We start from the raw sequence: 12,371 nt of genomic DNA, 5'->3' as shown, positions 1-12,371 counted from the left end.
CTGCGAGGCCATTCGACCATCGTCAGGGAGCCCCTTTTGCAAAGGGCGCCTGTCGATGGCGTCAGGCTCCGGTCATGGAGGCGCAGTCGCGGTCAGTCCTGTTCAAGAGAGCCGGTTCAGACGCTGATGGTGCATTTACAAACGCGTACCTATTCATTTGCTCGCCACACTCTTGTGAAGTAGTGAAACCCGTTTTTCACGTCCTTTTGGGAACGCGAACCAAACCTCGAAATGGCTGCGATGACAGCGCTGGCAGGTCAGGCGCATAAAGAGTGAGGCGCTGACCGGCAAGAAAGGTTCGATATGATTCGAGCATTCTTCACCTTTCATCGAGCACACTCGTGCGCAAATGACCTGTGTGGGCGGCTCTCTGTGGGCATTACGAAGGCGCTAATACGGCGATTAGCAGTGCTGCGAGGCCCGATCAGGAGACGTCCTTATAATCGGGGGGAGATTATAGCGATGAAATGGCAGGAATTGATCGCTTTAAATGACTTTTATTCGCTCCCCGGTCAGGCGGTGAGCAACTGGCCGCGCGTTGAGCGTTCGCTACGCTGCGTCATGCGTGCGCTGGCGGGCAGTGGCTGATTCAGCCAGCTGAGCCGTTGCTCGGTCACTTCGACCCATTCCACGCCAGTCGGACGTTGTGCGCAGTGTTTGAACGCACGGCAGACGCCCGCCTGATCGATACGCGCGTAGTGGCGATGCTGGGGACGTGCAGTGAACAGAGACCGGAACAGATTCATGGCGCAGCTCCTGTGACGTGAATGAGCGTCTGTGCGATGGAGGCGAGTCTGCCGTGTGGATGTGACGCCCTGATTACACCGTGCCGGATGAATCTTGCCCTGCGTTGCAGCGTGAACCCCGATGCGTGGCGAATGTCCGAGGCTTAACGGTCAGTGGCCTCTGGTTAGCGGCTGTGACAGGCCGCTATACTGCGGCATATTCAGTGTCTGGCCCATGGAGAAATGAGCATGCTGCGTCGCATTTTGTTCGGTTTGCTTGCTGTAAGCAGTTTGACCCTGGTGGGCTGTGCCCACAGCCCACAACAACTCAGCCCCACGCCCAAGCTCAATGCGCAGCTGGCGGCGGTAGGGCGTGGGCAGCCTGTGGTGGTGCGTGTCGTCGACGGCCGTCCTGGCCCGACACTGGGCACGCGCGGTGGCATGTACCCGGAAACCAGTTCGATCAGCGTCACCGGTGCCGACATCGTTCCCAAGCTTCAGGCTCAGGCTGAAGCCGCCGTGCGCCTGCTGGGCTTTACGCCGACCCAGGGCGGCAGCGCTCCGCAGTTGACCGTGACCCTGGCAGACCTGAAGTACCAGTCGCCGAAGGAAGGTCTGTACGTGACTGAAGCCACCATCAGCTCGACGTTCCGCGCTGACGTGCGCAATAACGGTCGCACCTACAGTGGTCGTTACGCCGCATCGCTGGATCAGCGTTTCGGTATGGCGCCGAATCAGGAAACCAACACCAAGCTGGTGAGCGACGTGTTGAGCGACGCACTGACCCGCGTCTTCCAGGACCCGACCATCGGTTCGACCCTGTCGCAGTAAGCTTCTAACCGTCGCGATAAAAAAAGCCCGGCCCCTGTTGAAGGGGCCGGGCTTTTTGCTGTTCCGGGTTTGGTATCAAGCCGCCTGCTGGTAGAAGTCGAGGAAACTCAAGCCCGTGTCCTGATCCAGATCCGGCAGATCATGATGAACATGCCCGCCCAGTGCACAGTAGACCAGCCAGTGGCGGTCCTGAACATTGAAGGCCAGGCCATCGATCAACTCCTGCTGCTCATCGCTTGGGGCGATGAGATAAAGGCGATCCTGATTTTTTGCATGCAGCATGACAAGCTCCAAAGAGAGGGAAGTCCGTTTCTCAAGGAGCCACACAATGCAGGCGAAGTATGACGCTGGGGTGACAGCGGCAGAGAATTGTCATGCAGGATGTTTCGAGGGCGCATGACCACGCGGAGCCTGGGCATGACACGTGCTCTCCCATATACCTGTCGTTCCTCACGCTCCCGCGTGGGGAAGCCTTGGGTGACGCTCTGCGTCATGGCGCTGAAGCGCTCAAGACCGGGCGCAGAGCGCCCGGAACGGCGTACCCACGCGCAGCACGGGCACGATAGGCGTTCCAGGTCTTAAAGCGCCAGCCCTGCCTTGACGCGGTACTGGTTGCGCACTGGAGTCGCGTATTGCTGAATCATGTAAGGGCGGTGCTCGATCGGCGTGCCTGCCAGGCGGCTTTCCCACTCTTCCCTGGCGCGCTCGAGTTCATCGGCCGGGAACAGCGCTTCAGCCTTCGGCACTTCAAGCGCCGGATCGGCATCGCTCCACTGCGCGTACGCCAGGTAATGCACCGGGAACAGCCGATAGCCGCCGAGAATCTGCCGATCCATCTCGATGGCCAGTTGCTTAGTGTCCTCGAAATGCTCGGTGATCGGCGGTGCGAAGTTCACATGCACACGGCCTTTATAGCCGGTGATCCCCAGGGCAATGCTCACGTCGTCTTCGCCCGGCGTCTTGGTGTAGGCGCCGGTTGTCGCACGAATGTACAGCTCGCGGGCCTTGGCGCTGTCGCACGGATCATACTCATAGCTGATCGACACCGGGATCAGGTTCAGCGAACGAATCACGTCGCCAAATGGCTCATCCTTGCGGCTCATGTGGAACATCTTGAGGATCGCCGACTCGGTACGGTCGTCACCGTCTTTGGCGCGGCCTTCGGCCTGAGCGATCCAGATCGACTGGCAGTCCTGGGTGATCGAGTGATTGATGTACGCCGACAGCAATTGATAAGCCGCCATTTTCTCGCGCCGCCCGATGATCGAGCGGTGCACGATGAAGCTCTTGTTCAGGCGCATCAGGTCGCTGACGAATGGCTTTTGCAGCAGGTTGTCGCCAATCGCGATGCGCGGAGTGGGCAGGCCTGCGTGGTACACGGCGTAGTTGACGAACGCCGGGTCCATGACAATATCGCGATGGTTGGCCAGAAACAGGTAGGCGCAACCGGACTTCAGCTGTTCGACGCCGGTGTAGGTGACCCCGTCCGTGGCGCGTTCGATGGTGTGGTCGACGTAATATTCGACCTTGTCCTGCAGCGTGGCGACCGAGTCGATACCGGCAAACTCGCGGCGCAGCTTGCGTGCCAGGGTTGGCTGCAGCAGCCAGCCGAACGCGCCCGCCAGGCGTGGAAAGCGGAATCGGGTCAGAATGGCGAGAAAGGCTTTGTCGCTCAGCAGACGTGCCAAGACGGCGGGGACTTCTGCATCGTTGTAAGGTCGGATGGCATCAAATTCGCCCATCATGCTCTCTTGTTTGAATCGAATAGGGTAAAAAGAAGACGGATTTGTTAAAACTGCCTTCTGAAGAATGGGTCAATTATACGCATAACTGATCCCGGAGACCGTGATGCAGGAATTACAGAGTTACGACTGCCCTTATTGCGGCGAACCTGTCGAAGCCGTACTGGACCTTTCCGGCGGCGATCAACAGTACATTGAAGACTGTCCGGTCTGTTGCCGCCCGATCGTTTTCGACCTGCAGACCGACGGCGAAGACTGGAATCTGGACGTTCGCAGCGAGAACGAGTGATGCAGAAGATCTACGAGCCCGAGAACCTGATGGAGGCCGAGTTGCTGCTGGCAATGCTTGCCAGCGAAGGCATCAACGCGCATCTGGCCGGTCGCGATCTGCTCGGGGCGATGGGCGAGCTACCGGGGCTGGGGCTTCTGGCACTCAAGGTCGAAGATGCGCAGGTCGCGCGCGCACGAGCGTTGATCACTGCGTACAATAGCGCTTCGCCCCTGTCTGGCGATGAGCCGGACGACTTCCCCGATGTACTGGTGTGCTGAGCACCTTCAAACGAGTCTGATTAGCCCCCATGTGTGGACGCTACGCCCTGTTTCGCTGGACCCCTGCCTTTGCCGCCTTGCCCGGTTTTCCTGCCGATCAGCAGGCGCAATGGAATATTTCGCCAGCCGACTGGGTGTTGATCATGCGTGCCGCCGAAAACGCGGACGGTATCGAACTGGTGCGCGCGCGCTGGGGCCTGACCCCGGCCTGGCTCACCGACCTGTCGAAAACGCCTGCCCACGCCCGCGCCGAAACCGTGGCCGAGCAGCCGATGTTTCGCGATGCCTTCACCCATCGCCGCTGTCTGCTCCCCGCCAACGGCTTTTACGAATGGCGTGGTACGGTGCGCAAGCGTCCTTTCTGGCTGACGCCGGGAGAGGGCGCCGCGCTGTTTTTCGCCGCGATCTGGGAAGCCTATCCGGTGCAGGGGCATACCTACCTGAGCGTCGCGGTGGTCACCCAGGCGGCTGCGACCCAGCGTCGGCCGTTGATTCTGGATGCCAAGGGTCAGAAAGACTGGCTGGCCGCCGACACGCCGCTGCCGACCCTGCAAGCGTTGCTGGCTGCCCCGCAGACGGCGCTGCGCGAACGGCCTTTGGCCAATCTGGTCAATGATCCGAAGCTGAATGCCCCCGAGTGCCTCACGCCGCTAAGTTAGTAGGGCAAGGCAAAAAACACCGAATCGGACAAATCCGATATCCGCGTTGAAGGACATCTGATACAAACTGGACACACCTGCGGGAACCATCCACCCCTGTCAAAGACCAAGATGCCAGTTTGCCGGTATCTGGCGCAGAGGTCTGCCCCGGGACTGACCGTTTCATACACAAGGAGATACACCATGCGTCCTTCATTTGCCTTCTGTGCCTTGAGCGCTGCGTTGCTGCTCGGCGGGTGTCAGGCAGTCAATACCACGAGTGGCGACTCGGTCGGTGTGGAGCGCAAACAGTACATGTTCAGCATGCTCTCCACGGATGAAGTCAACAAAATGTACGCCCAGTCCTACCAGCAGACCGTTGGCGAGGCGACCAGCAAAGGGGTGCTGGACACCACCAGCGCCAATGCCAAGCGGGTTCATGCAATCGCCGATCGACTGATTGCCCAGGCGCCCAAATTACGGCCGGATTCGGCGCAGTGGCAGTGGGAAGTCAACCTGATCAAGAGCGACGAGCTGAACGCCAACTGTGGTCCTGGTGGCAAGATCATTGTCTACAGTGGCCTGATCGATACCCTCAAACTGACCGACGATGAAATCGCGGCGGTCATGGGCCACGAGATCGCCCATGCCCTGCGCGAGCACGGGCGTGAAGCGATGTCCAAGGCATACGGTGTTTCAATGGCCAAGCAGGGCGCAGGTGCCTTGCTGGGATTGGGACAGGACAGCCTGGCGTTGGCAGATACCGTGGTCAACTACAGCCTGACGCTGCCCAACAGCCGCAGTAACGAGAACGAAGCCGATCTGCTCGGTCTGGAACTGGCCGCACGCGCCGGTTACAACCCGAATGCAGCGATCACCCTGTGGCAGAAGATGACCCAGAACTCCGGTGGTTCGCAGCCTGAGTTCATGAGCACTCACCCGGCCTCGGAAAGTCGCATCGCTTCGTTGCAGGCTGCGATACCGAAAGTCATGCCGCTGTACCAGAAAGCCGCTAAATCCTGAGTGGACGAGTGGCCCGTAGCGTTGCGAGTGTTTTCGCAACGCTACGGGCCAGGATCACACCCAGCCGCTGACTTGCATTGCCTTGTAAACCGCTACCAGCGCCAGCACGAAGAACGCGCAGGCAGCCAGTCGGCGGATCAGGGTCAGCGGCAGCTTCTCGGCAGCGAAATTGCCCGCCAGCACCACCGGCACATTGGCCAGCAGCATGCCCACCGTGGTGCCCAGAATGACCAGCCACAGGTAGGAATACTGCGCCGCCAGCATCACCGTGGCGATCTGCGTCTTGTCACCGATTTCAGCGATGAAGAACGTGATCAGCGTGGTCATGAACGGGCCGAACTTGCGTGTCGTGCTGGCCTCGTCATCGTCCATCTTGTCCGGAACCAGTGTCCACAGCGCCGTGGCGGTAAAGCTGGCGGCGAGGATCCAGTGCAGCACTGCGTCTGACAGATAACTGCTGAACCAGGCACCTACAGCGCCGGCTGCCGCATGGTTGGCCAGCGTTGCGGCGACGATGCCGGCGATGATCGGCCATGGCTTGCGAAAGCGCGCAGCGAGAATGAGCGCGAGCAACTGCGTCTTGTCACCGATTTCGGCGAGCGCGACCACTGCGGTAGGGACTAAGAATGATTCCAGCATCAGGTTTCCTAAGGGGCGGGCCGACACGGCTATGACACGTACGACCTCCCCGCCCCGGGTAAGGTGTTCGTGTCATAGGTCTTGTCAAACCACCGATCCGTCTGAGCGGATTCCGGGTCGCACGTACCATGGTCTGAGGACCAAGTATGTTGATACGTGCCGGACGAGCATGGGGCTCGTGGGAGACTACTCCCCTAGGACGGAGCGGATTCTGCCTCCGCGAAAACGTTTCGGCAAGTGCTTATTTCAGGGGCGTTTGGCGCTGTAGATTTTGAAACCGTTGCCTTGGGCCCTGACGTCGCACTGCCCGACGTGCTCTTCGATCAGCGGCTGATAACGCAGGAAGTTATTCGCCACCAGGCGCAGTTCGCCGCCTGATTTAAGATGTTGACGTGCTTTTCTCAGCAGGTTTTCCGTTGCCATGTAATCGGTATGAACGCCGACATGGAACGGCGGGTTGCTCAGAATCGTGTTCAACCCCATCGGTGCTGCGTCGATGCCGTCACCGGTCAGCACTTGGGCTTGCAGGCCATTGGCGGCCAGGGTCAGGCGCGAACTGGCGGTGGCGAAGGCATCGACATCGAGCATGATGACTTCGTTGTGCGGGTAACGACGCTTGATCGCCGCGCCCAGCACTCCGGCGCCGCAACCGAAGTCGAGCAGGTTGCCGCTGGGCAGCTTGTCGATGTTTTCCAGCAACAGGGCTGAACCACGGTCGAGGCGGCCATGGCTGAACACGCCGGGCAGGCTGACGACGGTGAGCGGGCCGTCCTGCAATTCGATCTGGTAGGGCCTGGCGAGGCTTTCCAGGCTGACGGCTTGCGGTGCGTGCTCGACGGTGACCTGCCACAGCTGGCAATGGCGAGCGCTGTCCAGCTTGCGCGCGCGGCCGAAAGGGCTCAGTTGCTTGGCAGCCGCTTCGATGCCGCCACGTTTCTCGCCGACCAGAAACAGCTCGCGTCCGGCCAGTCGCGAGGCCAGTGCATTGAGCAGGTAGTCGGTCAGGTCACGTGCCTTGGGCAGGAACAGCACAGCGGCTTCGAAGTCAGTCTGTGGCGCTTCGACGCCGAAATCCACACGCCCTTCAAAGCGTGCGTCCAGAGCCGCCTGATCACCGGCGTGCCAGCACCATCCACGTGCATCCGGCAGTTTTCCGAGCAGGTCATCGGCGGGCAGCCCGACCAACAACAGCGAGCCCTGAAACAGCTCGGCCTGACGGAGTAACACTTCACTGCGCGGGTCCATGGAATGGCTCCTGAAAAAGCGCGCAGTCTAACAGGATATGGGCCAGGAGGACGCGGAGCGTCCAGAACGGCATGCGACGCAGAGCGCCGCACGATAGTTGCGATCGTTCCGCATGCTCCAGCGTCGCACCATAGTTAGAGCAAGCCCTGCGTCGTATCATGCTGGAACCTGTTGCGGACACACCAGACAGCGTAATCTGCCGGGTCAGACGTCAATCCTCCAGGAGGTCCCGCATGTACTGGGCAGAATTTCTTACCGTTGCGCTGATTCACCTGCTGGCAGTGGCCAGTCCCGGTCCGGATTTCGCGGTGGTGGTGCGTGAAAGTGTCGCTCATGGGCGCAAGGCAGGGACCTGGGCGGCGTTGGGCGTCGGCTCGGCGATCTTTCTGCATGTGGGTTATTCGCTGCTGGGGATCGGGATTATCGTTTCCCAGTCCATCGTGCTGTTCAACGCGCTGAAATGGGCAGCCGCTGCTTATCTGCTGTACATCGGCATCAAGGCGTTGCGCGCCAAACCGGCCGCTGCTACGGGCGATGCCGCCATCAAGGCCGCTCCCGGCGAGCGCACGGCGCGCGGTGCCTACATCAGCGGTTTCGTCACCAATGGCCTGAACCCCAAGGCGACGCTGTTCTTCCTCTCGCTGTTCACCGTGGTGATCAATCCACACACGCCATTGCTGGTGCAGGGCGGTTACGGCGTGTACCTCGCAGTGGCGACTGCGGCGTGGTTCTGTCTGGTGGCGCGACTGTTCAGCCAGGCCCGGGTTCGCGCAGGATTCGCGCGCATGGGGCACTGGTTCGACCGGGCCATGGGCGGCGTGCTGATCGCGCTGGGCATCAAACTGGCGCTGACCGAGGTCCGCTGAACGCTGGATTCAGGCCCTGCATATGCAGCACTCCGGACGCCCCTTGCAGACAGCGCGGGGCGTCTCGGCAAATCATCCCTTTTACTGATTTCACTGGCAGCCCGAGGCCCTAGAGTGCATATTTTCAGCACGCCTATGGACTTTGAAAAGGGCTTCATATGTTACAGACTCGCGTTCTTGCGCCCGCCGATGGCGCGTATCAGTGCCCTCTGTTGATCAAGCGCCTGCTGTTGTCGGGCGGTCGTTATGAAAAGACGCGCGAAATCATCTACCGTGATTCGGTCCGCTATACCTACGCCACCCTCAACGAACGCATCCGCCGCCTGGCCAACGTGCTGACGGCGGCAGGCGTGAAGGCCGGCGACACGGTGGCGGTGATGGACTGGGACAGCCACCGCTACCTGGAGTGCATGTTTGCCATCCCGATGATTGGCGCGGTCATCCACACCGTCAATGTGCGGCTTTCTCCCGAGCAGATCGCCTACACCATCAACCACGCCGATGACCGTCTGGTGCTGGTGAACAGCGAGTTCACGGCGCTGTATCAGGCCATGTCCGGACACCTGAACACGGTCGAAAAGACCCTGTTGCTGACCGACTTGCCAGACAAGAGCGCCGACCTGCCCAACCTGGTGGGCGAGTACGAGACCCTGCTGGCTGCGGCCAGCCCCGAGTACGTGTTCGAGGATTTCGACGAAAACTCGGTCGCCACCACGTTTTACACCACCGGCACTACCGGCAACCCCAAGGGCGTGTATTTCACCCACCGCCAACTGGTGCTGCACACCATGGGCGTGGCGACCATCATGGGCTGTATCGACAGCACCCGGCTGCTGGGCACCGATGACGTCTACATGCCGATCACACCGATGTTTCACGTGCATGCCTGGGGCATTCCCTATGCGGCAACCATGCTCGGTCTGAAACAGGTGTACCCCGGCCGCTACGATCCCGAGTTGCTGGTAGAGCTGTGGCGCAGGGAGAAAGTCACCTTCTCCCATTGCGTGCCGACCATCCTGCAAATGCTCCTGAACGCCAAGTCTGCTCAGGACGTCGATTTCGGCGGCTGGAAGATCATCATTGGCGGCAGTTCCCTGACTCGTAGCCTGTATCAGGCCGCCAAATCCCGTGGCATCCAGCTCACTGCCGCTTACGGGATGTCCGAAACCGGACCGCTCATTTCCGTAGCGCACATCAACGAAGAACTGAAAGCCGGCAGTGAAGACGAGCGCATCACCTACCGGATCAAGGCCGGCGTGCCGGGGATGCTGGTGGAGGCCGCCATCATCGATCAACAGGGCAACTCTCTCCCGGCCGACGGCGAAACCCAAGGCGAGCTGGTCTTACGTGCGCCCTGGCTGACCGGAAGCTACTTTCGCGAGCCCGAAAAAGGCGCCGAGCTGTGGGCAGGGGGCTGGCTGCACACCGGCGACGTGGCGACGCTGGACGGCATGGGCTTCATCGATATTCGCGACCGCATCAAGGACGTGATCAAGACCGGTGGCGAATGGGTTTCCTCGCTGGAACTCGAAGACTTGTGCAGCCGCCATCCGGCAGTGCGCGAAGTGGCAGTGGTCGGCATCGCCGATCCGCAATGGGGCGAACGACCGTTTGCCTTGCTGGTGATTCGCGATGGCCAGCAGCTCGACGCCAAGGGTTTGAAGGAACACCTCAAGCCGTTTGTCGAGCAAGGTCACATCAATAAGTGGGCCATTCCCAGCCAGATCGCGCTTGTTACCGAAATTCCCAAGACCAGCGTCGGCAAACTGGACAAGAAGCGCATGCGCCTGGACATCGTGGAGTGGCAAAGCAGCAACAGTGCCTTTCTCTCGACCCTCTGACACCTCGGGCGTGCCGTATCCGTTGGCGACGGCACGTGTCTGCGCTGCAGGTCCTGCTCTGTGACTTGCCAAATTTGCAAATTACGCCATCCTCCCCGCCACATGTTTTTTGGCGGCTTCCCGGAAACGGGCGGTCCAGAGGCGTTGGTCGTGCAAATCACACTTTAGAGGGATCTAGCGTCGGGGCGTGCTGGCTATAGTCAGCACCGGGAATGGCAAGAACGGACCTGGCGCGTGTGTTGATTCTATGACTGATTCGTTTCTGGATTTCCCCACCGCCATAACAATAAAACACAAGGAGTAGCGTCGATGACAAGCACATCCCCCTTCTGGCGTCGGGCCAGGCTGCCTCTGGCTGTCAGCCTTGCCTCATCGCTCGCCACCCCGGCCTTTGCCGTGACCTTCAACGTTGGCGAGATCGAAGGCAGTTTCGACTCGTCGCTGTCGGTGGGCGCGAGCTGGTCGACGGCCAATCCCAACAAGAACCTGATCGGCGCCAACAACGGCGGGCGTGGTCTGTCGCAGACGTCCGATGACGGCCACTTGAACTTCAAGCGTGGGGAGACGTTTTCGAAGATCTTCAAGGGCATTCATGATCTGGAACTGAAGTACGGCGATACCGGTGTTTTCCTGCGCGGCAAATACTGGTACGACTTCGAACTCAAGGATGAAAACCGCGAGTTCAAGGACATCAGCGACTCGGGCCGCAAGGAGGGCGCCAAGTCGTCCGGGTTCCAGCTGCTCGACGCCTTCGTCTATCACAACTATTCGATTGCCGATCAGCCGGGCGCCGTGCGCTTCGGCAAGCAGGTCATCAGCTGGGGGGAAAGTACCTTCATTCAGGGCGGCATCAACAGCGTCAACCCCGTCGATGTCTCGGCCTTCCGGCGACCCGGTTCGGAAATCAAGGAAGGCCTGATTCCGGTCAACATGTTCTACCTGTCGCAGAGCCTGACCGACAACCTGTCTGCCGAAGGTTTCTACCAGCTGGAATGGGACCAGACGGTCGTCGACAACTGCGGCACCTTCTTCTCGCAACCCGATGTGATTGCCGATGGCTGCAACAACAACCTCGCGGTATTGCGCAGCCGCAGCGGCCTGAACAGCTCGCTGACGGCTGCCGGTCTGCCAGCCGGCGCACGTGGTGCGGTGTTCAATTCGCTGTCGCAGCAGGGCGTGGTGTTCGGCAACCCGGATGAGGGCGCGGTGGTGCGCCGAGGCCCTGACCGCGATGCACGCGACAGCGGCCAGTTCGGTTTCGCCTTGCGTTACAACTTCGAACCGCTGGACACCGAGTTCGGCGCGTACATGATGAATTACCACAGCCGTGCGCCGATTTTCAGCGGGCGCGGCGGCTCGGCCGCTTCGTTCAGTCCGCAAGGGCTGGTCGGTTCGCTGGTCCGCAACGGCATTCCTGCCAGCACTGCCGCCGCGCTGGCCCCCAGCCTGCTGCCGGTGGTGGTGGCGGGCAACTCCAGTTACTACGTCGAATACCCCGAAGACATTCGTCTGTACGGCCTGAGCTTCTCGACCACGCTGCCCACCGGCACGGCGTGGAGCGGCGAGATCAGCTATCGCCCCAATGCGCCGATTCAGGTCAATACCACCGACATCCTCTATTCGGGCATTTCGCCGCTCAACCCCAACGTGTCGCTACTCAGCGGGCAGCCGAATACGGATCAAGCCGGTTATCGCCGCAAAGAAATCACCCAGATGCAGACCACATTTACCCAGTTCTTCGATCAGGTCATGGGCGCCGAGCGTCTGACGGTGGTCGGTGAAGTGGGCTGGACCCACGTTGGCGGGCTCGAAAGCACCTCCAAAATCCGTTATGGCCGCGATCCGGTGTACGGTCCGGGGCCGCTGCCTGGCGGTCAATGCGCAACCTTGAACGCCGGCACGCTGACCGGTGCCGAGCAGAACAACCTGACCCGCTATTGCGAAGACGACGGCTTTACCACCGCCAACTCCTGGGGCTACCGCGCGCGTGCCATCTGGGATTACAACAGCGTGTTCGCCGGGGTCAACCTCAAGCCGAGCGTGGCCTGGTCGCATGACGTCAAAGGCTATTCACCCGGCCCAGGCGGCAACTTCGAAGAGGGGCGCAAGGCCGTCAGCCTGGGGCTCGATGCCGAGTACCAGAACACCTACACCGCGAACCTTTCCTACACCAACTTCTTTGATGGCAAGTACACCACGGTCGATGACCGGGACTTCGTGGCGCTGAGCTTCGGCATGAACTTCTAAGAACATGGTTTTCAGGATGACGATG

At 60.5% G+C, this 12,371-nt stretch carries 14 protein-coding genes and 1 riboswitch; of the genes, 8 read left to right on the top strand and 6 right to left on the bottom strand.

All coding sequences use genetic code 11. From position 1 onward, the window contains the following. Window positions 1-153: 153 nt before the first annotated feature. Both LIX91_RS09975 and LIX91_RS09970 read right to left on the bottom strand, forming a co-directional pair. On the bottom strand, window positions 154-330 hold the full coding sequence (locus LIX91_RS09975) for a hypothetical protein (protein ID WP_153220886.1): 177 nt from the start codon (window positions 328-330) through the stop codon (window positions 154-156). Between the two features lie 182 nt (window positions 331-512). After that, entirely contained in the window at window positions 513-746 is a 234-nt protein-coding gene (locus tag LIX91_RS09970) for a hypothetical protein (protein WP_003318207.1), read from the bottom strand. 228 nt (window positions 747-974) lie between these two features. Between LIX91_RS09970 and LIX91_RS09965 the strand changes: the two genes are divergently transcribed. Beyond that, the gene (locus LIX91_RS09965) at window positions 975-1,556 is read left to right on the top strand and encodes a YajG family lipoprotein (protein ID WP_003408667.1); all 582 of its coding nucleotides are present in this window, start codon (window positions 975-977) and stop codon (window positions 1,554-1,556) included. 75 nt (window positions 1,557-1,631) lie between these two features. On the opposite strand, the gene LIX91_RS09960 is transcribed toward LIX91_RS09965, so the two are convergent. Both LIX91_RS09960 and LIX91_RS09955 read right to left on the bottom strand, forming a co-directional pair. Beyond that, window positions 1,632-1,838, bottom strand: coding sequence for a hypothetical protein (locus tag LIX91_RS09960; protein WP_003346138.1), 207 nt, complete (start codon window positions 1,836-1,838; stop codon window positions 1,632-1,634). Window positions 1,839-2,134: 296 nt separating this feature from the next. Further along, window positions 2,135-3,301 carry a 1-acyl-sn-glycerol-3-phosphate acyltransferase gene (locus tag LIX91_RS09955; RefSeq protein WP_024692321.1) on the bottom strand — a complete coding sequence of 389 codons (1,167 nt, stop codon included), beginning with the start codon at window positions 3,299-3,301 and terminating at the stop codon, window positions 2,135-2,137. A 103-nt stretch (window positions 3,302-3,404) separates the two neighbouring features. On the opposite strand from LIX91_RS09955, the gene LIX91_RS09950 reads away from it, so the two are divergent. The 4 genes from LIX91_RS09950 (at window position 3,405) to LIX91_RS09935 (ending at window position 5,508) form a co-directional block, all read left to right on the top strand. Further along, on the top strand, window positions 3,405-3,587 hold the full coding sequence (locus tag LIX91_RS09950) for a CPXCG motif-containing cysteine-rich protein (protein WP_003318204.1): 183 nt from the start codon (window positions 3,405-3,407) through the stop codon (window positions 3,585-3,587). After that, window positions 3,587-3,847 (top strand): putative signal transducing protein, encoded by a 261-nt coding sequence (locus LIX91_RS09945; RefSeq protein ID WP_003318203.1) that lies wholly within the window; start codon window positions 3,587-3,589, stop codon window positions 3,845-3,847. Before LIX91_RS09950 ends, LIX91_RS09945 begins: the two co-directional genes overlap by 1 nt. Window positions 3,848-3,876: 29 nt before the next feature. After that, window positions 3,877-4,506, top strand: a complete 630-nt coding sequence (locus LIX91_RS09940; protein WP_003365552.1) for an SOS response-associated peptidase — start codon at window positions 3,877-3,879, stop codon at window positions 4,504-4,506. Window positions 4,507-4,689: 183 nt separating this feature from the next. Beyond that, complete coding sequence (locus LIX91_RS09935) at window positions 4,690-5,508, top strand: M48 family metallopeptidase (protein WP_003346150.1); 819 nt, start codon at window positions 4,690-4,692, stop codon at window positions 5,506-5,508. Window positions 5,509-5,562: 54 nt separating this feature from the next. On the opposite strand, the gene LIX91_RS09930 is transcribed toward LIX91_RS09935, so the two are convergent. Continuing rightward, window positions 5,563-6,147, bottom strand: coding sequence for a TMEM165/GDT1 family protein (locus LIX91_RS09930; RefSeq protein WP_226488421.1), 585 nt, complete (start codon window positions 6,145-6,147; stop codon window positions 5,563-5,565). A gap of 13 nt (window positions 6,148-6,160) precedes the next feature. Beyond that, window positions 6,161-6,354, bottom strand: a riboswitch (yybP-ykoY riboswitch). 39 nt (window positions 6,355-6,393) lie between these two features. Then, entirely contained in the window at window positions 6,394-7,392 is a 999-nt protein-coding gene (locus LIX91_RS09925) for a class I SAM-dependent methyltransferase (protein WP_003415078.1), read from the bottom strand. Between the two features lie 233 nt (window positions 7,393-7,625). On the opposite strand from LIX91_RS09925, the gene LIX91_RS09920 reads away from it, so the two are divergent. The 3 genes from LIX91_RS09920 (at window position 7,626) to LIX91_RS09910 (ending at window position 12,346) form a co-directional block, all read left to right on the top strand. Beyond that, window positions 7,626-8,258: a LysE family translocator gene (locus tag LIX91_RS09920; protein WP_100072297.1), complete on the top strand. Its 633-nt coding sequence runs from the start codon at window positions 7,626-7,628 to the stop codon at window positions 8,256-8,258. Window positions 8,259-8,416: 158 nt separating this feature from the next. Next, window positions 8,417-10,099 (top strand): fatty acid--CoA ligase, encoded by a 1,683-nt coding sequence (locus LIX91_RS09915; protein ID WP_003415080.1) that lies wholly within the window; start codon window positions 8,417-8,419, stop codon window positions 10,097-10,099. A gap of 309 nt (window positions 10,100-10,408) precedes the next feature. Then, a complete protein-coding gene (locus LIX91_RS09910; protein WP_003415081.1) occupies window positions 10,409-12,346 on the top strand; it encodes a DUF1302 domain-containing protein in 1,938 nt (645 codons plus the stop codon). Window positions 12,347-12,371: the final 25 nt, after the last annotated feature.

Origin of the sequence: Pseudomonas sp. B20, from assembly GCF_020515755.1 — a bacterium.
Taxonomy (GTDB): Bacteria; Pseudomonadota; Gammaproteobacteria; order Pseudomonadales; family Pseudomonadaceae; genus Aquipseudomonas; species Aquipseudomonas syringae.
Note: the sequence above shows the minus strand (reverse complement) of the source record. Positions and strands in the feature narration are given on the sequence as shown.